This window comes from Aeromonas sp. QDB17, from assembly GCF_027705305.1.
GTDB lineage: Bacteria > Pseudomonadota > Gammaproteobacteria > Enterobacterales > Aeromonadaceae > Aeromonas > Aeromonas caviae.
The window spans coordinates 1-23,391 of the sequence record NZ_JAPDBP010000030.1; the positions used below are offsets into that span (position 1 = coordinate 1).

The 23,391-nt window shown below is 61.1% G+C and carries 22 protein-coding genes; 10 read left to right on the forward strand and 12 right to left on the reverse strand.

Annotated elements, in window-relative coordinates; translation table 11 throughout:
• Positions 1 to 186 (reverse strand): hypothetical protein (locus OKC41_RS19220; protein ID WP_270672283.1); only part of this gene is annotated, 186 nt, incomplete at its 3' end.
• 181 nt (positions 187 to 367) lie between these two features.
• Between OKC41_RS19220 and OKC41_RS19225 the strand changes: the two genes are divergently transcribed.
• Positions 368 to 1,000, forward strand: a complete 633-nt coding sequence (locus tag OKC41_RS19225) for a LysE family translocator (protein ID WP_270672284.1) — start codon at positions 368 to 370, stop codon at positions 998 to 1,000.
• Positions 1,001 to 1,082: 82 nt separating this feature from the next.
• Here the strand turns inward: OKC41_RS19225 and fis are convergent, their stop codons facing one another.
• Entirely contained in the window at positions 1,083 to 1,379 is a 297-nt protein-coding gene (gene fis / locus OKC41_RS19230) for a DNA-binding transcriptional regulator Fis (protein ID WP_005309538.1), read from the reverse strand.
• A gap of 25 nt (positions 1,380 to 1,404) precedes the next feature.
• Positions 1,405 to 2,370, reverse strand: a complete 966-nt coding sequence (gene dusB / locus OKC41_RS19235; RefSeq protein WP_010675552.1) for a tRNA dihydrouridine synthase DusB — start codon at positions 2,368 to 2,370, stop codon at positions 1,405 to 1,407.
• Between the two features lie 290 nt (positions 2,371 to 2,660).
• Between dusB and OKC41_RS19240 the strand changes: the two genes are divergently transcribed.
• From OKC41_RS19240 to OKC41_RS19255, 4 genes are all read left to right on the forward strand, one after another.
• Complete coding sequence (locus OKC41_RS19240; RefSeq protein WP_052815573.1) at positions 2,661 to 4,067, forward strand: TolC family protein; 1,407 nt, start codon at positions 2,661 to 2,663, stop codon at positions 4,065 to 4,067.
• Positions 4,068 to 4,140: 73 nt separating this feature from the next.
• On the forward strand, positions 4,141 to 5,145 hold the full coding sequence (locus tag OKC41_RS19245) for an HlyD family secretion protein (RefSeq protein WP_270672285.1): 1,005 nt from the start codon (positions 4,141 to 4,143) through the stop codon (positions 5,143 to 5,145).
• On the forward strand, positions 5,145 to 6,281 hold the full coding sequence (locus tag OKC41_RS19250; RefSeq protein WP_270672286.1) for an ABC transporter permease: 1,137 nt from the start codon (positions 5,145 to 5,147) through the stop codon (positions 6,279 to 6,281). The genes OKC41_RS19245 and OKC41_RS19250 overlap by 1 nt, the downstream gene beginning before the upstream one ends.
• Positions 6,278 to 7,471: an ABC transporter permease gene (locus tag OKC41_RS19255; RefSeq protein WP_201895280.1), complete on the forward strand. Its 1,194-nt coding sequence runs from the start codon at positions 6,278 to 6,280 to the stop codon at positions 7,469 to 7,471. The genes OKC41_RS19250 and OKC41_RS19255 overlap by 4 nt, the downstream gene beginning before the upstream one ends.
• Before the next feature lie 56 nt (positions 7,472 to 7,527).
• Here OKC41_RS19255 and OKC41_RS19260 read toward each other — a convergent pair whose 3' ends face one another.
• The 3 genes from OKC41_RS19260 to OKC41_RS19270 form a co-directional block, all read right to left on the reverse strand.
• Positions 7,528 to 8,163: an SDR family oxidoreductase gene (locus OKC41_RS19260; RefSeq protein ID WP_201895281.1), complete on the reverse strand. Its 636-nt coding sequence runs from the start codon at positions 8,161 to 8,163 to the stop codon at positions 7,528 to 7,530.
• Positions 8,164 to 8,290: 127 nt separating this feature from the next.
• The gene (locus OKC41_RS19265; protein ID WP_041213862.1) at positions 8,291 to 9,145 is read right to left on the reverse strand and encodes a DnaA/Hda family protein; all 855 of its coding nucleotides are present in this window, start codon (positions 9,143 to 9,145) and stop codon (positions 8,291 to 8,293) included.
• 72 nt (positions 9,146 to 9,217) lie between these two features.
• Positions 9,218 to 9,892 carry a DnaT-like ssDNA-binding domain-containing protein gene (locus tag OKC41_RS19270; RefSeq protein ID WP_039041329.1) on the reverse strand — a complete coding sequence of 225 codons (675 nt, stop codon included), beginning with the start codon at positions 9,890 to 9,892 and terminating at the stop codon, positions 9,218 to 9,220.
• 275 nt (positions 9,893 to 10,167) lie between these two features.
• Here OKC41_RS19270 and OKC41_RS19275 point away from each other — a divergent pair, with 275 nt between their 5' ends.
• Entirely contained in the window at positions 10,168 to 11,139 is a 972-nt protein-coding gene (locus tag OKC41_RS19275; RefSeq protein ID WP_029314797.1) for a response regulator, read from the forward strand.
• A gap of 70 nt (positions 11,140 to 11,209) precedes the next feature.
• Here the strand turns inward: OKC41_RS19275 and OKC41_RS19280 are convergent, their stop codons facing one another.
• The 3 genes from OKC41_RS19280 to OKC41_RS19290 all read right to left on the reverse strand — a co-directional run bounded on the left by OKC41_RS19280 (position 11,210) and on the right by OKC41_RS19290 (position 14,144).
• The gene (locus tag OKC41_RS19280; RefSeq protein ID WP_029314796.1) at positions 11,210 to 12,607 is read right to left on the reverse strand and encodes a peptide MFS transporter; all 1,398 of its coding nucleotides are present in this window, start codon (positions 12,605 to 12,607) and stop codon (positions 11,210 to 11,212) included.
• Positions 12,608 to 12,820: 213 nt separating this feature from the next.
• Positions 12,821 to 13,732, reverse strand: a complete 912-nt coding sequence (galU, locus tag OKC41_RS19285; RefSeq protein WP_010675542.1) for a UTP--glucose-1-phosphate uridylyltransferase GalU — start codon at positions 13,730 to 13,732, stop codon at positions 12,821 to 12,823.
• Positions 13,733 to 13,826: 94 nt separating this feature from the next.
• On the reverse strand, positions 13,827 to 14,144 hold the full coding sequence (locus OKC41_RS19290) for a ComEA family DNA-binding protein (protein ID WP_039041323.1): 318 nt from the start codon (positions 14,142 to 14,144) through the stop codon (positions 13,827 to 13,829).
• Positions 14,145 to 14,310: 166 nt separating this feature from the next.
• Here OKC41_RS19290 and cysQ point away from each other — a divergent pair, with 166 nt between their 5' ends.
• Positions 14,311 to 15,081 (forward strand): 3'(2'),5'-bisphosphate nucleotidase CysQ, encoded by a 771-nt coding sequence (cysQ, locus tag OKC41_RS19295; RefSeq protein WP_201895283.1) that lies wholly within the window; start codon positions 14,311 to 14,313, stop codon positions 15,079 to 15,081.
• A 63-nt stretch (positions 15,082 to 15,144) separates the two neighbouring features.
• Here cysQ and OKC41_RS19300 read toward each other — a convergent pair whose 3' ends face one another.
• From OKC41_RS19300 to OKC41_RS19310, 3 genes are all read right to left on the reverse strand, one after another.
• Positions 15,145 to 15,441, reverse strand: a complete 297-nt coding sequence (locus OKC41_RS19300) for a YciI family protein (RefSeq protein WP_010675539.1) — start codon at positions 15,439 to 15,441, stop codon at positions 15,145 to 15,147.
• A gap of 24 nt (positions 15,442 to 15,465) precedes the next feature.
• The gene (locus tag OKC41_RS19305) at positions 15,466 to 16,017 is read right to left on the reverse strand and encodes a septation protein A (RefSeq protein WP_039041321.1); all 552 of its coding nucleotides are present in this window, start codon (positions 16,015 to 16,017) and stop codon (positions 15,466 to 15,468) included.
• A 105-nt stretch (positions 16,018 to 16,122) separates the two neighbouring features.
• Complete coding sequence (locus tag OKC41_RS19310) at positions 16,123 to 17,628, reverse strand: aminotransferase class V-fold PLP-dependent enzyme (RefSeq protein WP_201895284.1); 1,506 nt, start codon at positions 17,626 to 17,628, stop codon at positions 16,123 to 16,125.
• Between the two features lie 191 nt (positions 17,629 to 17,819).
• Here OKC41_RS19310 and OKC41_RS19315 point away from each other — a divergent pair, with 191 nt between their 5' ends.
• From OKC41_RS19315 to OKC41_RS19325, 3 genes are all read left to right on the forward strand, one after another.
• Complete coding sequence (locus OKC41_RS19315; RefSeq protein ID WP_039041319.1) at positions 17,820 to 18,452, forward strand: hemolysin III family protein; 633 nt, start codon at positions 17,820 to 17,822, stop codon at positions 18,450 to 18,452.
• A 121-nt stretch (positions 18,453 to 18,573) separates the two neighbouring features.
• Complete coding sequence (locus OKC41_RS19320; protein ID WP_010675535.1) at positions 18,574 to 20,235, forward strand: putative transporter; 1,662 nt, start codon at positions 18,574 to 18,576, stop codon at positions 20,233 to 20,235.
• A 222-nt stretch (positions 20,236 to 20,457) separates the two neighbouring features.
• Positions 20,458 to 23,391, forward strand: a 2,934-nt coding sequence (locus tag OKC41_RS19325) for a retention module-containing protein (protein ID WP_270672287.1), incomplete at its 3' end; no start/stop codon positions are given.

The following is a 23,391-nucleotide window of genomic DNA, read 5'->3' on the forward strand; positions in this document are numbered from 1 at the left end:
CTCAGAAGTGAAACGCTGTAGCGCCGATGGTAGTGTGGCATTCGCCATGCGAGAGTAGGACACTGCCAGGCACCCAACACGAGAAACCCCGCTCACTCGAGCGGGGTTTTTTATTGCCTGAAATTTATTTTTTAGATAATAAGTCTGTATAATGCTCAAAATCCAGTCAATTGCATCGATAAACATTGCTATTCAGCCAGTATCACTGCCTTTCAAACGGCTCAATCTCTCTTTTTCACCTGGTTGAGCGTCAAATATCTCCGGCTCAAACGCTATTCCCTTCCTTGATAATCACTATCGCCGGAAACGGGAGTGACAAGTACTTCAGGATCCATAGACTGTTTCTTTCATGTACAAGGAGCTGTGTATGTTGGGGATCCACGATCTGGCGCTGTTTATCGTTTCTGGCCTGTTGTTGAACATGATGCCTGGGCCTGACTCCCTGCTCATCATGCTGCGCAGCGGCTCCCAGGGATGGCGTGCAGGCTCTATGGCGGCATTGGGTATCGGGACAGGTACCATGGTGCATGTGTTGGCGGCGGCGCTGGGACTGTCTGCCCTGTTAAGTGCCTCCGCCGAGCTGTTTGCCGTCATCAAGCTGATGGGGGCGCTCTATCTGGTCTACCTCGGCGTGTCCATGCTCTGGCAGAGGAGTGGCACTTTAACGTCTGTGGATGGGGCTGTGGCGCTGCCTGCGCTCTCTTATGGGCGCATCTTTCGGCAGGGGTTGCTCACCAATGTCCTCAATCCCAAGGTGGCGCTCTTCTTTCTCGCTTTTGTGCCCCAGTTCATCGATCCCGCTTCACCGCAAAAGGCGATGGCATTCATCGTGCTGGGCTGCATCTTCAATCTCAACGGCATGATCTGGTGCCATCTGCTGGCGTTTTCCACCGCGTTTGCAAGCCGCAATGTACGATTGCCCGCCCGGGTGGCCACCTGGCTGAATCGTGTGATGGGGGGGCTGTTCGTGGGGCTTGGTATCAAGCTGGCGGTGGAGTGAGCAGGTAAACTCCGGGCATAGAAAAAGGCGTATCCCATCGCTGGGATACGCCTTCGTCTGCACTGCAGCAGAATGACCGGGATCAGTTCATGCCGTAACGCTTGAGTTTCTTGCGCAGAGTGCCGCGGTTGATGCCCATCATCACGGCGGCGCGAGTCTGGTTGCCACGGGTGTACTGCATGATCACGTCCAGCATGGGAGCTTCGACTTCGGAGAGAACCATATCGTACAGATCAATCACTTCCTGACCGTTCAACTGGGCCAGGTAGTTACGCAGGGCCTGTTGCACAGAGTCACGCAGGGGGCGTTGGGTCGGCTCGGCAGCGTGATTGTGAGTAGTTGTTACCAATGCATCAGAAGTCAGGGTTTGTTCGAACATATTCGGTCGGCTCTTTAGTTATGCGTTAACCTAATCCATCGAAATACGCTTCGAGTGCCTCGAGTTGTGCGTCTGCACAATCCAGGGCATTGAAGTGCTTACGGAATTCTCGGCCCGCCTCTTCTTCATCCAGATACCAGCCCACGTGTTTACGGGCAATGCGCGCTCCCAGATAGGCACCGTAAAACTGGTGCAGATTGGTGACATGCTCGTTCATCAGGGTGCGAACCTCTTCCCTGTCGGGAGGCGGCAGCTTGGTGCCCGTTTCAAGAAAATGGCGGATTTCCCGGAAAATCCAGGGTCGTCCTTGCGCAGCACGGCCGATCATCACGGCGTCGACACCGGTATAGTCGAGGACATACCGGGCTTTCTCCGGGCTATCGATGTCGCCATTGGCGACAACAGGAATCGATACGGCCTGCTTAATCGCCCTGATAGTGTCGTACTCCGCTTCGCCCTTGTAGAGGCAGGCACGGGTACGACCATGCACGGCAAGGGCCGCGATACCGCAATCTTCGGCGATTCGGGCGATCTCCTCGCCATTGCGGTTATCCGGATCCCATCCTGTGCGGATCTTCAAGGTGACAGGTACTTCCACCGCATCCACCACGGCCCGGCAGATGGATCTGACCAGGTCTGGCTGACGCAGCAGGGCGGAACCTGCCAGCTTCTTATTCACTTTTTTTGCCGGACATCCCATGTTGATGTCGACGATCTGAGCGCCCTGCTCCACGTTGTAGCGGGCAGCAAACGCCATCATCTCGGGGTCGGCACCGGCAATCTGGACCGATCGCAAGCCGCCTTCAGCAGAGTGATCCATTCTCATCCGGGTTTTCTGGGTATCCCAGACATCCGGGTTGGCCAGCAGCATCTCGGAAACGGCCATACCGGCTCCCAAACGTAAACAAAGTTCACGAAATGGTCGGTCTGTTACACCGGCCATGGGGGCCACGATCAGGGGAGTTTCAAGCGTGTGGGGACCTATCTGCATTCCACGGTTACCATCGGCTTAGGGCGGCGTATATTACGCATTTTTTAGTCAGGAGAAAAGGTTAGTATTTGAGCGTCAGCCATTTTTTTCTGAAAAAAACGTCGCGCCAAGGCTTGCAAATTCAGGAGTGCTTGAAAATCGGACATATTGTCTGTGACCATGGTCAGGAGGGCGCGAGTGAGGGGGATGGTGATTTGTGAGTCTCCCTCTCAAGCCGGTTTAGGCTATGATAGCGGGCCTGAATTGAGCAAAGACTCTACACAATTTCATTACAAACGGATCGGGGATGTATGACGGTAAAGTTCATCAAGTCGCTCTGCCCATGCCTGCTGGGTATCGTGCTGGGGTCGGCTCAGGCGCAGACGGTCAGCTTTACCGAGGCCTGGAGCCGGGTCATCCAGCAGGATGACGGCTTGGCGGCAGAGCAGGCCGGGGTGGAGCGGGCCCAGCAACTGCGGGAGGCGGCCAAGGCCATGTACCTGCCCAAGGTGGATGTGGGGGCCAGCTATACCCATCTCGATCAGCCGATGGAGCTGGACATGCTGGATCTCAACCCCATCGCCAATCATCCGGAATTCGGCAAGGTGCTGGGGCCTGTGATGCAGGCACTCAACCTCAGCCCGAGCGATTTCGTCACCCCCCTCACCAAGCAGAACGTGGTGACCAGTTCGGTCAAGATGCTATGGCCGCTCTTTACCGGCGGGCGCATCGATGCGGCCCAGGATATTCGTCAGGCCCAAGTGAGCGAGGCTGAGCAGTTGCTGGTGCTCAAACAGCAGTCCACCTTCGAGAGCCTCTCCCAGACCTACTTCGGGGTGGTGCTGGCGGCGCAGGTGGTGCAGACCAAGCAGGAGATCGAGCAGGGACTGGCACACCATCTGGATCATGCCAAGAAGCTCGAAGCCCAGGGGCAGATCGCCAAGGTGGAGCGCCTTTCGGCCCAGTCTGCCTATGACAGAGCACGTATCGATACCCAGAAGGCCAGGCGCAGCCTGGAGATCGCCCAGCTGGCGCTCGGCCACATGCTCAAGCTCAAGCAGGCTGAGCCCAATACCGCCCTCTTCATCAACGAAGGGATGCCAGCCTTGTCTCCCTTCGTGGAGGAGACCCTGTCGGTGCATCCCGGTCTCAAGCTGTTGACGGCCAAGAAGGAGCAGGCCCAGGGGATGATCAAGCTGGAGAAGGGCAAATACGCCCCCGAGCTCTTCCTGTTCGGCAACTACAACCTCTATGAAGATGATTCCATTGTCTCCAAGACCACACCGGACTGGCTGGTTGGTGTCGGGGTCAGCATGCCGCTGGTGAGTCGTGATGGCCGCTCCGAGACAGTCCAGGCAGCCAAGAGCGCCGAACTCCAGGTCAACCTGCTGCAAGCCAAGACCCGCCAGGATCTGGAGCTGCTGGTCGAGAAGACCTGGCGCGAGGCTGCCCAGGGACTGGAGGAGTATCACTCTCTCTCCTCGACCCAGGCGCTGGCCGAGGAGAACGTGCGGTTGCGTGACAAGGCATTCGGTCAGGGGCTCTCCACTTCCCTTGATGTGGTCGATGCCCAGACCCAGCTTGCCGGGGTCAAGACCCAGCGCGCCGCCGCCGCCTATCAATACGTGATCTCCCTGGCCCGCCTGTTGGCACTCTCCGGTCAGATGAACAGTTTCAACCAGTATCAGCATGGTCAGGCGATCGAGGTGAACTCATGATCGCGCGCTCTTCCATTCCGTTATTCATGTCCGTTTCGACCGCCAAGGGTCGCCCGTTTGCCGAGGTGAATTCATGAGTCATCCCCCCATCAAGAAGAAGATGAGCCAGGGCAAGCCCTGGCTGCTGCCACTGGCGCTGGTATTGCTTGTGCTCTGGCTGGGCTGGCGCTTCTGGCTGGCCTATCAGCCGGAGCCGGTGCGTCTGCAGGGGCAGATAGAGGCGCAGCAGTATTCGGTCTCTTCCAAGGTGGCGGGCCGCATTGACGAGGTGCTGGTGAAGAAGGGGGATCAACTGACCAGGGGCCAACTGGCGTTCACTTTGGCGAGCCCGGAGATCGAGGCCAAGCTGAGTCAGGCCAAGGCCGGGCAGGCCGCGGCTGGCGCCATGGCCGAAGAGGCCGAGAAGGGGGCGCGAGTGCAGCAGATCGCGGCCGCCAAGGACCAGTGGCAACAGGCCAAGGCGGCTGCCCTGCTTCATGGCAAAACCTACGAGCGCATTGCCAGCCTGCATCGGGATGGCGTGATGTCGCTGCAAAAGCGTGACGAGGCCTGGACGGCCTGGCAGGCGGCGAAGTACAGCGAGGGCATGGCCTGGCAGCAATACCAGATGGCGCTGGAAGGGGCGCGGGAAGAGACCAAGATCGCGGCCCGCGAGCAGGCCAAGATGGCGGCTGGCGGCGTGGCGGAAGTGGAAGCCTATCTGGCCGATACCCGCATCGCCAGCCCCCACGAGGGGGAAGTTGCCCAGGTGCTGCTGCGTAGCGGCGAGCTGGCTCCCCAGGGCTTCCCCGTGGTGACCCTGCTCGACATGAAGGATGCCTGGGCCCAGTTCCATGTCCGTGAGGACCTCTTGCCAAGGTTCCCGGTCGGTACCGAGTTTGATGCCCGTATTCCCGGCCTGGGGGATCAGCTGGTGCGCTTCAAGGTGACCCATGTGGCCGTGATGGGGGATTTCGCCACCTGGCGTGCCACCGACACCCGCCAGGGGTTCGACATGAAAAGCTTCCAGGTGGAAGCGCGCCCCTTGCAGCCGGTTGACGGGCTGCGGGTCGGCATGAGCGTGCTGGTCGAGCTCTGATGGGACGCGAATGGCGGTTGCTCTGGCAGGACCCGTTCGGCCGGGCGCTGGCGAGCTGGGTCCCCTTGGTGCTGATAGGGATCCTGTGCTGGATCTTTTCAGCCGGCCTGGCGCGGGATCTCAAGGTCGGTCTGGTGGATCAGGATCGCAGCCCCCTCTCCCGACAACTGGCGTTCTCTCTCGATGGCTCCGCCGGGCTCAAGATAGCGCAGCAGTTTGACGCCATCGACGAGGGGGCCAGGGCACTGCGAGGGGGGGACATCTATGCCCTGGTGGTGATCCCCCATCACCTGGAGCGGGATGCCCGGCAAGGCACTCAGCCGCAGGTCACCGTGTTCAACAATGGCCAGTTCATCCTGATTGCCAAGCTGGTCAACTCCGCACTGGCCCAGGTGGTCGGGACGCTCAATGGCCAGGTGGGCGTGCTCTCGGCCATGGCCGACGGCAAGACGCTGCCCGGTGCCCTGGGACAATCCGTACCCATTGCGAGCCAGGTTACCGCGCTCTACAACATCAATTCCAGCTACGCCCAGTTTCTGCTGAGCGCCCTGCTGCCTGCGGTGTGGCAGATCCTGGTTGTGCTCTATGGCCTGAACGCCCTGGCCCGCACCGATCGCCTCGGGTTGGACTGGACCACCAGAGGGGTCTGGTTCGGCCTCTGGCGTACCCTGCTGCCCCACGTGCTCATCGGCTGGGGGTGGGGTCTGGCGTGGAGTCTGCTGCTGTTCAAGGGGCTTGGGTACCCCATGCAAGGCAGTTGGCTGGTGCTGACGGCGGGGCTGGGACTGGCGTCGGCCGCTTGCGTCACCATGGGGGCCTTCTTCTACGGCATCATCCGGGATCCGGCGCGGGCGCTCTCTCTTGCCGGCGCCTACACGGCGCCGGGATTTGCCTTCATGGGGGTCACCTTTCCGGTCAGCGCCATGGGGGATGTGGCCCAGTTCTGGCGCAGCCTGCTGCCCATCTCCCACTATGTGGAGCTGCAGATTGGGCAAACCAACTACGGTCAACCGTTGACGGCAGCCCTGCCCCAGCTCGGGGCCCTGCTGCTGTTTCTGCTGCCCCTGCTGCTGGTGGTACACCGCTACCGGACGCCGTCGGGCGCGGCCCTGCCCCATGAGGAGTCCAGGCCATGATGGGATTCTGGGATCTGGTGCGCCTTGAGCTGCGCACCCTCTTGGCGGATCGCGCCATCATGCTGACCCTGTTTGGCGGCGTCTTCTTCTACTCCTTCCTCTACCCCCAGCCCTACCTGCATCAATTGCCCAGGGAAGAGCCCGTGGTGGTGGTCAACGAGGATGGCAGCCAGCTTTCCCGCCAGCTGGAGTTCATGGCCGATGCCACGGCGCAGGTGAAACTGGTGGCCCGTGCCGGTTCGCTCGACGAGGCCCGCCAGATGATGCTGACCGGCAAGGCGAGCGGCATCTTGCACATTCCCCGCCACTTCTATAGGGATCTGATGCTGGGCAGGAGCGTGACCCTGGGTTATGCCGGGGATGCCTCCTACTTCCTGGTCTATGGCACCATTGCCGAAGGGCTGGCCCAGGCGGGGGGCACGCTCGCCGCCCAGGTGAAGGTGGCCAGGCTGCTGAGCCAGGGCGAGGCGCTGCCCCAGGCCGCCATGGGCTGGAACGCGGTGGCCCTCAATGTGCTACCGGTATTCAACCCCACCATGGGCTATGTGAACTACGTGGTGCCTGCGGTATTCGTGCTGATCCTGCATCAGGTGTTGCTGATGGGGACCGGCATCCTGGGGGCGACCCAGAACCAGCGCAGCCGCCGTGGCGAGTCAGGCTACTGGCAACATGCCCCCGTGCCGGCCTTGTTGCTGGCCCGCACCCTGGTGGTGGGGGTTCTTTTCGTCCTTCCGGTGACCTACTTCTTCGGCTTCTGCTTCGATCACTACGGCATTGCCCGCACCGCTGTACCCGGCGAACTCTGGCTCTTTACCCTGCCGTTCCTGCTGGCCACCACCTGGCTCGGGATCGTGCTCGGCGCCCTGTTCACCCGCCGTGATCTGCCGACCCAGGTGGTGCTTGTCTCCTCTTTGCCGCTGGTCTTCCTGGCCGGCTTTATCTGGCCCCTTGAGCTCATCCCGGCCCCCCTCAACTGGCTGGCCCAGTGGGCCCCGAGCACGCCGGCCATCGAGGGATTCCTGCGCCTCAATCAGATGGGGGCCGACTTTGCCCAGGTCTCCCGCTACTGGTGGCAGTTGTGGGGACTGGCGCTGCTGTATGGCGCTCTGGCGTGCTGGTTGCTCCGCTGGCGTCAACCGTGCCCTACAACGCGGCCGGATGATGGGGCGACAGCGTCTTCCACCGACTAGGCCCCTTGCAACAACACGGTCAGCCACTGGGCTGACCGTGTTGCCATTCACAGGGATCATGGCTGACTCAGACCCGGATCGCCGATGGCATAGATCTGGCCGCACGCCTCCTGGTCGGTGAGCAGTTGCAAACCCCGTATCGCCACATCCTGGCGCCTGACCAGGCCATGCCTCTCTTGCCCCTGGCTGAGGATGGCCTGACCCGTGGGCTCCCCATCCTGCAACCCTGCGGGGCGTAAAATGGTCCACGCAAGGGTGCTTGTCTGCAGCCAGCTTTCCGCCAGGCTCTTGAGGCGTACCTCGTGTCCGAAGGCGGCGCGAGCCCGCTCGGGCAGGTATTGCCAGCTGTCGCCACAACCGAGGGAGGTGACCAGCAGCAGGCGGCTGAGCCCGGCGCGCTCCATCTCGTCGATCACATGGCTGTTACCCTGATAATCCACCGGTGCACTCTGGCGAAAGCTGCCGAGGGTGGAGACTACCCGGGCATCCCTGCCCGCCAAGCGGCAAGCCTGGGTCACGGCCAGGGGGTCCAGGGCATCCCCGATGACGACCTCGACCCCCAGGGTATGCAGCTCGCTGGCCATATCGGCATGGCGCACCAGGGCAACGACCCTGTGGCCCAGTTGCAGTGCGTGGTCGGTGAAGGCGCGGCCCAGTCCGCGACTGGCACCGAAGATGAGTGTGGTTGGCATGACAGGCCCTCTCGAACAAAAGAGCAAGCCTAGAGCCTGGATGGATCTCTGTAAATGAGAGTGGTTTTTATTTGTGAGGTGCAGGGGATATGAAGGGCCGGACATCAGGGACGCCGGCCCGACGGGATCAACCGTTGTAATGGCCGATGCTGGGACGGCGGCTGGGTCCGCTCAGGTGGATGTCCACCGGATTGAACGCCTTGATCGCCTCATAGCTGAAATCACCGATGGCCTGATGCAGGCTCTGGGGGCTGTGGTTGGTGATGATGATGACACTTTTGGACAGGTTGCGACGACGGCGCAGCAGGTGGCCGAGGAAGCTGGACTGACTCTCGGCCATCTTGGCGCGGTTGGCCGCCACCTCGTCGATGATCAGCAGGTCCACCTCTTCCAGGGCGCGGCGGTACTGGTTGCGCTCCTCCTGATCCTGGATGACGTTGAAGAAGAGCCTGTCCACGATGGAGGCCCACTGCTGGAAGATCACCGACTTCTGGTGGCGCGCGATCAACTCGTGGGCCACGGCGCCCGCGAGGGTGGATTTGCCGGTGCCGTAATCGCCGTAGATCAGCATGCAGCCCCCGCCGCTCTTCTCCCAGTGCTCGAAACCGCTGATGAAGTAGCGGGCTGTCTCGATGGGGTATTGCAGGGCCGGGTCACCGGAATCCATCTTGTCGAAGATCCAGTCCGGATTGAGGTCGGCCTGGGCGATCAGCTTCTGGATCCGCTCCTGGCGGGCGGCTTTCTGCAACTCGCGCACTTCGGCATTGGCCTTGGCGTCGTACTCCTTGCGCAGGGTCTCGTAGTCGTACTGGCTGCCGCCGGTTGCGGCCCGCAGTCGGAGAATACGTTCCTGCAGGCTGCTGACGTGACGCTTGAGCTCGGGATCATGAGCCTGTTGCTCCTGTCTGGCCTTGGCGATTTTCTGGCGTTTGGCCTCGATCTCTTCCAGTGCCTGGCGCATCGGGTCGTGCGGATCTGTCATGGAATTCTCCTTCTGCTAGGGCTATGGCTGGATGGGCAGGGGGTCAATAGTGCACTTCGTGGCCACCTGGTATCAATCATTCTCCGGCTCCTGAGCTTGTGCCAGCCGTTTGGCCTCATCGATCATCTCTTGCGCCCGGCGGCTCGGGCCAGCCTCTACCGGGGCTGGCGCGACCTGCTGGTACCCGGTGACCACGGTCGCCGGGCGGCGGGCGTAGCGCCGACTCTTGAGGGCCCGAATAAATTTCAACATCCACTGGTGCTGGGAGTCGAACACCTCGGGGCGGCCGAGCCAGTAGGCGATGAACTCCCCGAGATCCTCTTCGCTGTAGCTGGCATCGATCACCCCGCACAGGCGTGCGAGAGCAGGCAGTTCTTCGTCCGGACGCCACTGCAGGTGCATCTGGAACGGGCGTGCCGGCAGGGGGCTGCGCACCCGCTGGCTCAGCAACGGCAACTGGAAAGGGCACTGGTGGTAGTGCTCACTGTCAGCCTGGGCCTCGACCTGAAGCAGTTCGGCCTCCATCAGCTCGTCGAGCAGTTCGGTCAGCTGGCGAGCGTTGACCTGATAGCTGAAACCACCGGGATTGCCCGGATCGACGACAGCCAGTGCCCGGCCAAGCTCGGGATAGTTAAGTCGGGCCAGCCGATTTTCCAGCACCAAGCGGCGCAGTTGCAGGGTATAGAGGCTGCGGGCCGGATGGGAGAGTCTGGGATGGGCGAGGGCGCTGTATTCGGCTGGCGTCATGGTCTGCTTCACGATCTGGAGTGGAGGGCATTATCCCTCATGGCGGTGCCTCATACAATTCATGGTGCCGACCTGCGAGATAACGGCTGCCGGGCGACGGTTGCCGACCATCTCTGCGCAAGGGGGCGATCAAAATAGTCGGACCATTTCAAACGCTTGGCAGATACCAAGGCCAGCCCGGCTCGCTGCTCGACAATATTGTGTGGCGGTATCCAGCGCCCATGATCTAGTCTTAATGCTCAAATAACCATTTGACTAATAAGAGCTTTGTCAAGATGTCAAAAGCCGGACTACGGATCTTGGTGGTAGAAGACGAAGCGGTTTTTCGCCACTCACTGGTATCTTATCTCGAGCACGACGGGGCCTGCGTCTTTCAGGCAGAAGACGGGATTGAGGGGCTCTCTGCCGCAGCGCTCTATCACCCCGATGTGGTGTTGTGTGATCTGAACATGCCGAACATGGATGGCCATGAGGTGATTGCCTGCCTCACCGCCCGCTATCCACAGGTGCCCGTCATCGTCATCTCCGGTCAGGATCAGATGGCTGCGATCGAGCGTGCGCTGCGGGCGGGGGCCAGGGACTTCTTCATCAAACCGGTGAATGACTATGAGCAGATCCGCCGCAGCATCGAGCAATGCCTGACAAACCTCGGGCATCAGAGCCAGCAGCTGGAACTGATGGAGCACATCGACTTCTTCCGTGGCCACGATCTGGCGAGCAGCCGGCTGCTCGCCTGGCTGGCCCCCCCTGGCATGCAGGAGTGGGGACCCTGGCAGGTCACTTTTGCCGGCATGGGCAATCTCTTCATCCCGGATACTTTCAAACTGGACGACAAGCTGCTGGTACTGGTGATGGAATTGCCCATCCTCGGTGTGGATGCGGCCTTCTGTGGTGCCTTGGTGCGATCCCTGATGAACGGCCCCTATCGCCAATACCAGCAACAGGAGAGCCTGCTGTTGACCCAGCCACACCGATTGCTGGATTACCTCAATCTGCAACTGCTGGAGTCGGGCCTGCGTCACTCCTTTGCCATGGCGGCCCTGCTGTTCGATCAGGAGGATGGGCTGCTTTTTGCAAATGCCGGGCTCACCTCACCTCACTGGTTGATGCGTGCAGGGGGGTTGCCGCTCGGCTTGATGCGCAGCAGTCGCTACACGTTGCACAGGCGAAGCTGGCACGAGCCCTTTGATCTGCAGTTTCGCAGTGACAGCGGCAGCGCCCTGACGATGCAGGTTCGTCACCACTGACGCTGTGAAGTGAACACATGCAAACAGGGCGCCCATGGGCGCCCTGTTTGGTCTCTGCTGTCCTGACCGGTCAAACGGTCGCGGAGTGCAGTTTCTGCTCTTGTTCTTCGGGCTCTTTGGCCGGGCCTTCGGCACCGTGCATCCAGTAGACCAGGCGGTTGGCCATGGTCAGCAGAATGAGGGCGCTGATCACGGCAGCCAGTGCGATGCCACCGAAGATGGCCATGGCACCGGATTCGCCGACGAAGGATCCGATGAAGCCGGCGGCATAGTTGGCCAGGGCCACGAAACCGAACCAGGCACCCATCATCAGGGAGGCCAGGCGCAGCGGAGCCAGCTTGGTCACCATGGAGAGACCGATGGGAGAGAGGCAGAGCTCACCCAGGGTATGGAACAGGTAGGCACCGACCAGCCAGAACATGGAGGTCTTGACAGCCTGATCACCACCTTGCTCCAGCACGGCACCGATCATGAACAGGAAGCCGACGGCCAGGAACAGCAGGCCCATGGCGAATTTCACCGGGGAGTTCGGCTCTTTCTTGCCGAGCTTGATCCAGATGGCGGCCACGACAGGGGCCAGGGTGATGATGAAGAAGGGGTTCAGGGACTGGAACCAGGCGGTCGGCACTTCGAAGCTGCCGATCATGCGGTCGGTATACTCCTGGGCATACAGGTTCATCAGACCACCGGCCTGCTCGAAGCCGGCCCAGAAGATGATGGTGAACAGGCCCAGTACCAGGATCACCTTGATGCGATCCACTTCCTGTTTGGTCAGAGGCGCTTTTTGCTCCTTGGAGCGCTGCAGGGCGGCACGCTGGGCGGCGGGCACACGGCCGATGTCGCCAAGGAAACGCTGGGCCATGGTGGCCTGCACGACCAGGGAGAGCAGCATGCCGATACCGGCGCTGACGAAGGCGGCTTGCCAGCCATAGGCGGTGGCAGCGGCGCCGCAGATCACGCCGGCCAGGAGGGAGCCCAGGTTGATGCCCATGTAGAAGATGGTGAAGGCGCCGTCACGACGGTGATCCCCTTCTTTATACAGGTCACCCACCATGGTGGAGATGTTCGGTTTGAACAGGCCGTTACCCACGATCAGCAAGCCAAGGCCGGCATAGAAGACGGTGTTGACCATGTCAGGGAACATGGCGTGAGGCAGTGCCAGGGTAAACTGGCCGGCGGCCATCAGCACGGCACCAAACAGGATGGCGCGTCGCTGGCCCAGGAAGGTATCGGCGAGCCAGCCGCCGATGATGGGGGTGATGTAGACCAGACCGGTATAGATGCCGTACAGCTTGAGGGCATCGGCCTGGGTCCAGCCCATGCCACCGTTGGCGGTCAGGTCGGTCAGATAGAGGACGAGCACGGCACGCATGCCGTAATAGGAGAATCTCTCCCACAGTTCGGTACTAAAGAGCAAAAAAAGCCCTTTAGGGTGACCTAAAAAGGTCCCTTTGGACGGGTTATTCATTGGAACTTCCACCTGTGTCTTATATTTTTTTAGAAATTTTATGCAAGGGCTAGGAACAAGCCTTAATCCTTATAGAACAAGCGACTTTAAATTACAATATTATGATTTAGCGATATTTTATCTATCAATGGTTGAATATTTGTTTATAAAATGAAAAAGGGCATCGAATGATGCCCAGTTTTTTATTCTGCTTATATTGTAAATATTCAGAGATTACAGCTCTTTGGCAAACTGCTTCAGCCAGCTGGTGAATTCTTTGCTGAGTTCCCGATGGCGCACGGCGTATTCCACATTGGCCTTCATATAACCGAGCTTGCTGCCGCAATCGTGGCTGCGTCCCTTCATGAAGTAGGCATTGACCTGCTCCTTTTCCATCAGCATGGCGATGGCATCGGTCAGCTGGATCTCGTCGCCGGCGCCGGCCGGGGTTTTTTCCAGCAAGGGCCAGATATTGGCCGAGAGCACATAGCGACCGACCACGGCCAGGTTGGACGGGGCTTCATCCCGGGGCGGCTTCTCGACGATGGCCTGCATCGGCAGGGACATGCCTTCGCTCAGGGCCTCCCCCTTGATGTCGGCGATGCCGTATTTGTCCACTTCGCTCTCGGGGACGGCTTCCACCATGATCTGGCTGATCTGCTCCTCTTCGAACAGATGCACCATCTCCGCCAGGTTGTCCTGCTTGAGATCGCTGGCCACCTCGTCGATGAGCACATCCGGCAGCAGTACGGCGAAGGGTTGATCCCCGATGAGGGGGCGGGCACACAGTACTGCATGGCCCAGGCCTTTTGCTTCCCCTTGACGCACGTGCATGATGGTCACGTCTTTGGGACAGATGTGCTGAACTTCTTCCAGCAGTTGGCGCTTGACCCGCTTCTCCAGGGTCGCTTCCAGCTCGAAGCTCTTGTCGAAGTGGTTCTCGATGGAGTTCTTGCTTGAATGGGTCACCAGGATGATCTCCTTGATGCCGGCGGCGATGGCTTCGCGCACCACATACTGGATCAGCGGCTTGTCGACCACGGGCAGCATCTCCTTGGGGATGGCCTTGGTGGCGGGCAGCATGCGGGTACCCAGACCGGCAACGGGGAGAACGGCCTTGCGAACAACGAGCGGTGTCTTTTTCATGGAGTGAGTCCGAAGATACAAAGTGGGCTCATGATACCCGAAGAAAAATAGGGCAGCCACAGGCTGCCCTCGGGATGATAGGGATTCAAACCGGTTACTTGACGATAATCATGTCCCGGTTTGCTTCCAGCGTGGCCGATCCGATGCCACTGACGTCCGCCAGTTGATCGACGGAGGTGAACTTGCCCTGCTTCTCTCTGTGGTCGATGATGGCCTGTGCCTTCTTCTCGCCAATGCCCTTCAGGGCGGTGAGCTCGCCGGCACTGGCGGTATTGAGATTGATCTTGCCGCTCTCCTTGACTTGGGTGGTGGCCACAGGCTTGGTCGCCGCCTTGTCGGCGGCCAGCAGAGGTTGGCTCAACAGGGGGAGGCAGCCCAGCAGCAGTGCGGCGATCAGGGTTTTCTTGTTCATGTTTCACATCCTTATGAATCTGCCTTAGTGGCATATTTATCATTAGCTGTGTTGCGCCACTTTTTGTCTGTCAGTTTTGACACTGTATAAGTCAGTGCAAACGGCTATAAGCCGAAGATACTCACTCGGTTACACTGACCAACCCTTTGAGCGAGAACTCTTTTCCATGTATCTACCCGCCATTTCCGAACTGGAGCCCATCGCCCGCGCCGCCGGTGAGGCCATCATGTCCATCTACAGCCAGCCCTTTGCGGTGGAGTACAAGCAGGACGAGAGCCCGCTGACGGCGGCGGACAAGGGGGCCCACGAGGTGATCGTTCAGGCGCTGGCCCGTCTCACTCCCGATATCCCGGTGTTGTCGGAAGAGTCCTCCCCCGAGGTAATGGCTGCGCGACTCGGCTGGTCCCGCTACTGGCTGGTGGATCCTTTGGATGGCACCAAGGAGTTTGTCTCCCGCAACGGCGAGTTCACGGTGAATATCGCCCTGATTGAACAGGGGACCCCGCGCTGGGGGCTGGTCTATGCCCCGGTACTGGACAAGCTCTGGTATGGGGGCAAGGGGATTGGCGCCTGGCGTGTGGCCGATGGCAGGCACGAGACCATCCAGACCCACCCTCATGACGCTGGGCAAGTGTGGCGCGTGGTGGGCAGTCGCAATCACCTGTCGCAGGAAACCCTCGAGTATCTGGCCCGTTTTGGCGAACTGGAGCGGGGCGAGATCGAGCTGCTCTCCATGGGCAGCTCTCTCAAGTTTTGCATCATTGCCGAGGGGGAGGCCGAGCTTTATCCGCGGCTCGCACCGACCTGCGAGTGGGATACGGGGGCTGCTCAGGCGGTACTGGAAGGGGCGGGGGGCAGCGTCACCCAGCTCGATGGTTCGCCGCTTTGCTACAACAAGCCTGATATCCTCAATCCCTGGTTTGTGGCCAGGGCATGAGTCATCATCGGATACGAAAAGGCCGGACAGTGTCCGGCCTTTTTCTTGTCAGCCTCGATGGGCTCAGAAGACTTTCTTGAACGGTTTGATGGTCACCCTGGCGTAGACCCCTGCCGCGACATAGGGGTCCGCATCGGCCCAGGCCTGGGCGTCGGCCTGGCTGGCAAAGTCGGCGATGACGGTGCTGCCGGTGAAGCCCGCATCGGCCGGATCCTCGGCATCGATGGCCGGGTTGGGGCCGGCCGTCAGCAGGCGGCCCTCATCCTGCAAGGCTTGCAGGCGGGCCAGGTGGGCAGGGCGTGCCAGCTTGCGCTGGGGCAGGCTGCCTGCGACATCTTCGGAGTAGATCAGATACCACATGGAACAATCCCTTTCTGGTTGCGGTTATTTTTTCTGTTCTGCGTTCTGCTCGGCCGGCATGTGGCGATAGAGATAGACGCCGCTGAGCAGGGTGAAGACCAGGGTCATGCCCAGCAGGCCGAACACCTTGAAGTTGACCCACATCTCCTGGGAGAGGTTGAAGGCCACGTAGAGGTTGAGCAGGCCGCACAGGGTGAAGAAGCCGACCCAGCCGAGATTGACGTTGTCCCAGACCCGGTCGGGGGCTTGGAGCTCCTTGGCCAGCATCTGTTTGATGAGGTTCTTGCCAAAGCCATAGCGGCCGATGAGCAGGGCGAGGGCAAAGAGCATGTTGATGACGGTCACCTTCCACTTGATGAAGGCATCGTCGTGGAAGAAGACGGTGAGGCCGCCGAAGAAACCGACCAGCACGAAGGTGAACAACTGCATCTTCTCGACCCGGCGATAGCGAAGCCAGCTGTACAGGAGTTGCAGGCCGGTGACGACCACCAGGGCGCCAGTGGCGGTGTAGATGTCGTAAAACTTGTAGACCGCGAAGAAGACGATCAGGGGGATGAACTCGATAAACTGCTTCATGCTGGGCTCTAACCTCAAAATTTCACTCAGTGTACCTGCCCGTCAGACAACGGCAAATGAATAAGACCGTCCATTCTGCAGGCAGTTCCTTCCCGGGGCGGCGGGTTACTCGAACAGCTGGCTGGCAATCTGGTTGCCAAGGCGCACCTGATCGTCCAGCAATGCGCGTATGTCTGCTTCCTCGATGAGGGGGTTGAGCAGGACGGCGCGCAGCAGCGTGAGCGGTTGCTCGCCATAGCGGGAGACTGCGCGCTGGGTGCGTGAGACGAAGCTGTGCCCTTCGGCGCGCTGGGCTTTTTGCAGGGCGACGTTGAAGAGATTGATCTGTTCGTTGGCCGCCACATCGGGCACCTGACCTTGCAGGTGGGGCGGAATGCACCGGTAGGAGAGCAGGTTCATGACAGGTGCCGACATCAGCTCGAAGGCGGGGCTGGCGTCGATGAGCGCGGCCATTCGCCGCGCCCTGTCGTAGTTGGCGTCGATGAGTTGGGCATAACCCTGCTGCCCCAGCATCTGGAAGGCGGCATCCAGATAGAGCGCGTTGGCGGGACGGGTCCCCTCCAGAGTGAAGCGCCCCTGATCGAAGGAGGTGGCGCGGATGGCGTAGGGAGCCTCGCGCTTCACCGTCATCATCAGGTCCGGTTGGCGGCAGAGCAGCATGCCGGTACCGAGCGGGACCAGCAACTGCTTGTGACCGTCAAGGGTGACGGTATCGGCGTGCTCTATCCCCGTAAGCAATCCCTGATAGCGGGGCGAGAAGAGGGTCGGACCACCCCAGGCCGCGTCCACGTGGAAGTGGATTTGCTCGTGCCGGGCGATGGCGGCCAGTTCCGGCAGCGGGTCGACGGAGCCAAAATCCGTGCTGCCGGCCACGCCGACCAGCGCCAGCACTTTGAGCTTCTGCTCCCTGCATTGTTGAAGGGCCTGTTCCAGCGCCGCCAGACTGAGCCGGTTGTGCTCGTCGGTGTCGAGACGCCAGACGCTGCGACCCCCGAGTCCCAGCAGATCCATCCCCTTGTCGAAGGAGTAGTGCATCAGCCGCGATCCCAGAATGACGGCGCCGCGATAGCCCTGCTCGGCGAGGGCGAACAGGTTGTCGCCACAGGCCCGGTTGCGGGCCAGCCAGAGAGCGGTGACGTTGGCGATGGTACCGCCACTGGTCATGACGCCGAGGGCTGCATCCTTGGCATGCATCTGGGCTGCATAGAAGGCGTCGCCCTCGCGGTAGACCAGACGGTGTAGTTTGGCCAGCACTTCCCGCTCCAGAAAGCTCAGCAAACGGGAGGACTCCATCTTCATCGGGTTCTGGTTGAGCATCACCAAGAGCCGGGAGAGCTCGGCGGTGAAGGCCGGCAGCGGCGCTGTCATGTGTCCCATGTAGCGGGGAGAGGTGAGGTGCGATGCCCCGGGTACCAAGGTGGCGAGCCGTGCCAGATAGTCCCGGGGAGAGATGCCGGTGGCGGGCATGCACGACTGATCGAGCTGGTGGGTGAAGTTGCCCCGCTGATAGGGGGCCTGACTGTCGTCGGAATGATGGAAATGCTCCAGCAGGGCCGTCATGGCCTTGCCGAAATCAGGATCCGGTTGTGTAAACAGTTCAGTGAGCTTCATCGGGTTCTCCAGACCAGATTGTCGGGCAGACGCGGCCATCCGCATGGGCGGCGTCGGCGGCAGAGCATACACCAAAGGGGCGGGGGGAACAGCCATCTCTGGCCCTCCCTCTCCTCGCCCCTTTATTTTCAGCTAACACTTGTAGCCTGAAACGTCGGCCGCTAGAGTGGGCCGGTAATGGGTTGGAGGTAATGATGGATGTGACGGGGTACTCCCCACGGGAAGAGTGGGCGAATCGCCTCAGCCATGGGCTGGGGCTGCTGCTGGGCGGGCTGGGACTGGTCTTGCTGCTGCACAAGGGGTGGGATCAGGGGCCCAGGGTACTGCTGAGCTACGGCGTCTACGGTGCCAGCCTGGTATTGCTCTATCTCGCCTCGACGCTCTACCACAGCGTGAGCTCGGTGGCGGCCAGACGCTGGAGCAAGCTGTTCGATCACTGCGCCATCTATCTGCTGATCGCCGGCACTTATACCCCCTTCCTGCTGGTGGCGCTCGATACGCCGCTGGCGCAAGGACTGATGGTGGTGATCTGGGGGCTGGCCCTGGCGGGGGTCGTGTTCAAGCTGATCTTCATCAATCGATTCAAGAAGGTGTCGCTATTTACCTATCTGATGCTGGGCTGGTTGTCGCTGGTGGTCATCTACCAGCTCTATCTGCATCTGGATGGTACCGGGCTCCTGCTGCTGGGGCTGGGTGGTCTCATCTACAGCCTGGGAGTGATCTTCTATGTGGCCAAGCGCATTCCCTACAACCACGCCATCTGGCACCTGTTTGTGCTGGGTGGCAGTCTGTGCCACTTCATGGCCATTTATGGCTATATCTGATGGCTAACCCTTAATTGGTATTTTTGTGCTCATGAAAGCCTGAATTCGTGCGGCACCCCACAGTTGCCCCCTTCGTTTGCTGACAAGCTAGTGCCAGTTCAGTTTGGAAAGGATGCAAACGATGAGTGAGATCGCGCTTTCCATCAGCATGCTGTCGCTGGTGGCAGTGCTGGGGCTCTGGCTGGGAAACTGGCGGGTCTATGGCGTGGGTTTGGGTATCGGCGGGGTGCTGTTCGGCGGCATCATAGTGGGCCACTTCGCCGGCTTGTCCGGCTTGAAGCTGGATGAGCAAACACTTCATTTTATTCAGGAGTTCGGCCTGATCCTGTTCGTCTACACCATAGGCATCCAGGTCGGTCCCGGCTTCTTCTCCTCCTTGCGCAGTTCGGGCCTCAAGCTCAATGGCTTCGCGGCCCTGCTGGTTCTGCTCGGCTGCCTGGTGGCGGCAGCGTTGCACCAGCTGTTCGATGTACCGCTGCCGGTGATCCTCGGGGTCTTTTCCGGGGCCGTGACCAATACCCCGTCCCTGGGGGCTGGCCAGCAGATCCTGGCGGAGCTCGGGGCTGATCCTGGATCCACCGGCCTGATGGGGATGGGCTATGCGGTGGCCTACCCGTTCGGGATCTGCGGCATCCTGCTCACCATGTGGCTCATCAGGATGTTCTTCCACATCAAGATCGAGGAGGAGGCGGTTGCTTTCGAGCAGCAGGCTGGCAAAACCAAGGAGAGTCTGCAAACCATCAACATTGCCGTGCGCAATCCCAATATGCATGGCCTGATGCTCCGCGAGATCCCGAGTCTGGACGAGGCGGACGTCATCTGCTCCCGACTCAAGCGTGGCGACGAACTGATGGTGCCAAAGCCCGACTCGCGCATCGAACTTGGCGACCTGCTGCACCTGGTGGGGGAGCGCCATGCCCTGCACAAGGTGCTGCTGGTGCTTGGAGAGGAGGTAGACACCTCCCTCTCCACCCGCGGGACCGATCTGCGGGTTGAGCGGGTGGTGGTCACCAATGAGCAGGTGCTCGGAAAGCGGATCCGCGATCTCGACATCAAGCAGAAATACGATGTGGTCATCTCGCGCCTGAATCGGGCCGGCATCGAGCTGGTGCCGACCAGTCAGACCAGTCTGCAGTTCGGTGACATCCTGAACCTGGTGGGGCGGCTCGATGCCATCGAGGCGGTCACCAGCGTGGTGGGCAACGTGCAGCAGAAACTGCAGCAGGTGCAGATGCTGCCCGTCTTCATCGGCATCGGGTTGGGGGTATTGCTCGGATCCATTCCCTTCTACCTGCCGGGATTCCCGGCGGCGCTCAAGCTGGGGCTGGCAGGGGGACCGCTGGTGGTGGCGCTCATCCTGTCTCGTATCGGCAGCATCGGCAAGCTCTACTGGTTCATGCCGCCGAGCGCCAACCTGGCGCTGCGGGAAATAGGCATAGTGCTCTTCCTGGCGGTGGTGGGGTTCAAGTCCGGGGCCGGCTTCATCGACACCCTGATCAACGGCGACGGTCCCGCATGGATGATGTACGGTGTGGCAATCACCCTCATCCCGCTGCTGCTGGTGGGTGTGCTGGCACGCCATTATGGCAAGCTCAACTACCTCACGCTGTGCGGGCTGCTGGCCGGCTCGATGACGGATCCTCCCGCTCTGGCATTTGCCAACGGCATGCACCCCACCAGTGGTGCCAGCGCACTCTCTTACGCGACCGTCTACCCCCTGGTGATGTTCCTGCGGATCATCTCGCCCCAACTGCTGGCCATCCTGCTCTGGGCCGGTGTCTGACACCTCACGAGACGGGAGCCGATGAGGCTCCCGTCTTCGTTTTGTCACAATTGATGCTATTGATTTAATTAATTTTATTCATCTTCTGCGTTCCTTCGTTTTCGCCCCGAAACCCAGCTTCATTTCGGTCTGTTCATTCGATTTTTCTCACTGGTTTATGGCCTGATAAACGGGCACATTGGAGGCTGGAGCAATATGCCCTTCGATATTTCAGGAGAAACCATGAGCAATCAGCGCATCGTATTGGATCAGGATGTCGTCGTTACCCACTTGCAAGGCAAAATGTATCTGGTCGCCGCCGACGGGAGCCAGAGACTCGTTGCAGAAGGCGATGAACTGCCCAAGGATGCGGTATTGCTTGCGCCCGAAGGGGCCAGCTTCCAGGGAGGGGAGACCACGTTCACCCTGGGTTCCGGCGAGCGCCCCGAACAGGGTGACGCCGTGCTGGCGAACGCGGGGACACCCGATGACATCGCCGCCTTGCAGCAAGCGATTCTGGACGGAACCGACCCCACCAAGGCATTCGAAGCGTCGGCGGCGGGTGGAGCCCCGGCCGCAGGCAATGCGGGGGGCGTGGCTGGTGCCAGCGGCAACGGCGGTTTCGTCACCATCGATCGTACCGGTGATGCAACCATCTCCAGCGCAGGCTTTGACAGCGCGAACCCGGCTGGCGCGGCGCCGCTGGTGGATGCGCAAAGCAGCGAAGATGAGCTGGTCGACCTCACCGCTCCCGTCATCACCGTCTCTGCCCCCGACAACACCAACGATCGGACGCCGACCCTGACCGGTACCACGGATGCCCCCTCTGGCAGCACGGTGACCCTGGTGGTGACCGATGCCAACGGCAATCAGCAGACCCTGACCGCGACGGTGCAACCGGATGGCAGCTTCAGCGTGGATGTCACCACACCGCTGGCCGAAGGGGGCTATCAGGTGACGGCTTCCGTGACCGATCCGGCCGGCAACACCGGTACCGCGACCGATGATGGCAGCGTGGACACTACGGCTCCGATCGTGACGGTGAATGCACCGGACAATACCAATGACAACACTCCGACCATCACGGGTACCACGGACGCCGCCCCCGGCAGCACGGTGACCCTGACGGTGACCGATGCCAACGGCAATCAGCAGACCCTGACCGCCACGGTACAACCGGATGGCAGTTACAGCGCGGATGTCGTGACACCGTTGCCGGATGGGGGCTATGACGTGACGGCCAGCGTGACTGATCCTGCTGGCAACAGAGGCACGTCGAGCGACGATGGTAGCGTGGACACCACGGCGAACATCACGGTGAGCCTGGATGACGTGAACGCGGCCAATGTGGCCAACACGCCCATCAGCGGCACCTCCGATGTTGGCCCGGGTCGTACCGTGACCCTGGTGATCAGCGATGCCACCGGTAAGAGCGTGACAGTCACTGCCGTCACCGATGCCGATGGCAACTACCAGACCAGCGCCGATCTGAGCGGGCTGGCGGATGGCAACCTGACCGTGGTGGCCAGCGTTACCGACGCGGCGGGCAACCCGGCCAGCGCCACCGACGACACCACCTTGCTCGACACCACGCCACCGGATGCCAGCATCACCCTGGATGGCAACATCACCCCTGACGACGTGATCAACGCGGCCGAGTCCAAGCAGGACATCGCCGTGACCGGTCGCGTGGGTGGCGACGTGAAAGAGGGCGACACCGTCACCCTGACCGTCAATGGCAAGGCCTTCACCGGTCTGGTCTTGGCCGACAAGACTTTCAGCATCAATGTGCCGGGTAGCGACCTGGTGGCTGATGGGGACAAGGTGATCGACGCCAAGGTCACCACCACCGACGCAGCGGGCAACAGCACCACCGTGACCGATACCGAGGGTTACAGCGTCGACACCCAGGCCCCGAGCGTGGTGGTCAACATTGTCGATCCGCAGATCATCGCGGGTGAGACCAGCGACGTGACCTTCACCTTCAGCGAGAAGGTGACCGGGTTCGAGCTGGGCGACCTGACCGTGGTGGGCGGCACCGTGACCGGGCTGACCAGCTCCGATGGCGGCAAGACCTGGACCGCGACCTTCACCCCGACCCCGGGCTATACCGGCGAGGCCAGCGTCACCGTCAAGGACGGCAGCTACACCGATCTCAACGGCAACGTGGGCACTGGCGGCAGTGACGACACCGCGATCGACACCCAGGCCCCGAGCGTGGTGGTCAACATCGTTGACGACCAGCTGACCGTGGGCGAAACCAGTCCGGTGACCTTCACCTTCAGCGAGAAGGTGACCGGGTTCGAGCTGGGCGACCTGACGGTAGAGGGCGGCACCGTGACCGGGCTGACCACCTCCGATGGCGGCAAGACCTGGACCGGTACCTTCACCCCGACCCCGGGCTATACCGGCGAGGCCAGCGTCACCGTCAAGGACGGCAGCTACACCGATCTCAACGGCAATGCGGGCACTGGCGGCAGCGACCGTGCCCCGGTGGACACGGCGGCCCCGAGCGTGGAAGTCAACATTGTTGACGACCAGCTGACCGTGGGTGAGACCAGTCCGGTGACCTTCACCTTCAGCGAGAAGGTGACCGGGTTCGAGCTGGATGATCTGACCGTGGTGGGCGGCACCGTAACCGGGCTGACCACCGCCGATGGCGGCAAGACCTGGACGGCGACCTTCACCCCGACGCAGGGCTTTGAAGGTACGGCATCAGTCACCGTCAAGCCTGGCAGCTACACCGACCTGAACGGCAACGTGGGCACTGGCGGCAGCGACCGTGCCCCGGTGGACACGGCGGCCCCGAGCGTGGAAGTCAACATCGTTGACGACAAGCTGACCGTGGGTGAGACCAGTCCGGTGACCTTCACCTTCAGCGAGAAGGTGACCGGGTTCGAGCTGGACGATCTGACCGTGGTGGGCGGCACCGTGACCGGGCTGACCACCGCCGATGGCGGCAAGACCTGGACCGCGACCTTCACCCCGACCCCGGGCTATACCGGCGAGGCCAGCGTCACCGTCAAGGACGGCAGCTACACCGATCTCAACGGCAACGTGGGCACTGGCGGCAGCGACAGTGCGGCCATCGACACCGAGGCGACCGGTGCGCCGACCGTGGTCATCACCGAAGACACCAACAACGACGGCACCATCGACCGCACCGAGATCAGCGGA

Bases quoted from the DNA above. Each gene is read 5' to 3' on its own strand.
- OKC41_RS19240 (WP_052815573.1), top strand. From the start codon at position 2,661: ATGACGGTAAAGTTCATCAAGTCGCTCTGCCCATGCCTGCTGGGTATC.
- OKC41_RS19280 (WP_029314796.1), bottom strand. From the start codon at position 12,607: ATGAATAACCCGTCCAAAGGGACCTTTTTAGGTCACCCTAAAGGGCTT.
- fis (WP_005309538.1), bottom strand. From the start codon at position 1,379: ATGTTCGAACAAACCCTGACTTCTGATGCATTGGTAACAACTACTCAC.
- OKC41_RS19310 (WP_201895284.1), bottom strand. From the start codon at position 17,628: ATGAAGCTCACTGAACTGTTTACACAACCGGATCCTGATTTCGGCAAG.
- cysQ (WP_201895283.1), top strand. From the start codon at position 14,311: ATGTATCTACCCGCCATTTCCGAACTGGAGCCCATCGCCCGCGCCGCC.
- galU (WP_010675542.1), bottom strand. From the start codon at position 13,732: ATGAAAAAGACACCGCTCGTTGTTCGCAAGGCCGTTCTCCCCGTTGCC.
- OKC41_RS19290 (WP_039041323.1), bottom strand. From the start codon at position 14,144: ATGAACAAGAAAACCCTGATCGCCGCACTGCTGCTGGGCTGCCTCCCC.
- OKC41_RS19305 (WP_039041321.1), bottom strand. From the start codon at position 16,017: ATGAAGCAGTTTATCGAGTTCATCCCCCTGATCGTCTTCTTCGCGGTC.
- OKC41_RS19255 (WP_201895280.1), top strand. From the start codon at position 6,278: ATGATGGGATTCTGGGATCTGGTGCGCCTTGAGCTGCGCACCCTCTTG.
- OKC41_RS19300 (WP_010675539.1), bottom strand. From the start codon at position 15,441: ATGTGGTATCTGATCTACTCCGAAGATGTCGCAGGCAGCCTGCCCCAG.
- OKC41_RS19245 (WP_270672285.1), top strand. From the start codon at position 4,141: ATGAGTCATCCCCCCATCAAGAAGAAGATGAGCCAGGGCAAGCCCTGG.
- OKC41_RS19250 (WP_270672286.1), top strand. From the start codon at position 5,145: ATGGGACGCGAATGGCGGTTGCTCTGGCAGGACCCGTTCGGCCGGGCG.
- dusB (WP_010675552.1), bottom strand. From the start codon at position 2,370: ATGCAGATAGGTCCCCACACGCTTGAAACTCCCCTGATCGTGGCCCCC.
- OKC41_RS19265 (WP_041213862.1), bottom strand. From the start codon at position 9,145: ATGACAGATCCGCACGACCCGATGCGCCAGGCACTGGAAGAGATCGAG.
- OKC41_RS19270 (WP_039041329.1), bottom strand. From the start codon at position 9,892: ATGACGCCAGCCGAATACAGCGCCCTCGCCCATCCCAGACTCTCCCAT.
- OKC41_RS19275 (WP_029314797.1), top strand. From the start codon at position 10,168: ATGTCAAAAGCCGGACTACGGATCTTGGTGGTAGAAGACGAAGCGGTT.
- OKC41_RS19315 (WP_039041319.1), top strand. From the start codon at position 17,820: ATGATGGATGTGACGGGGTACTCCCCACGGGAAGAGTGGGCGAATCGC.
- OKC41_RS19260 (WP_201895281.1), bottom strand. From the start codon at position 8,163: ATGCCAACCACACTCATCTTCGGTGCCAGTCGCGGACTGGGCCGCGCC.
- OKC41_RS19320 (WP_010675535.1), top strand. From the start codon at position 18,574: ATGAGTGAGATCGCGCTTTCCATCAGCATGCTGTCGCTGGTGGCAGTG.
- OKC41_RS19225 (WP_270672284.1), top strand. From the start codon at position 368: ATGTTGGGGATCCACGATCTGGCGCTGTTTATCGTTTCTGGCCTGTTG.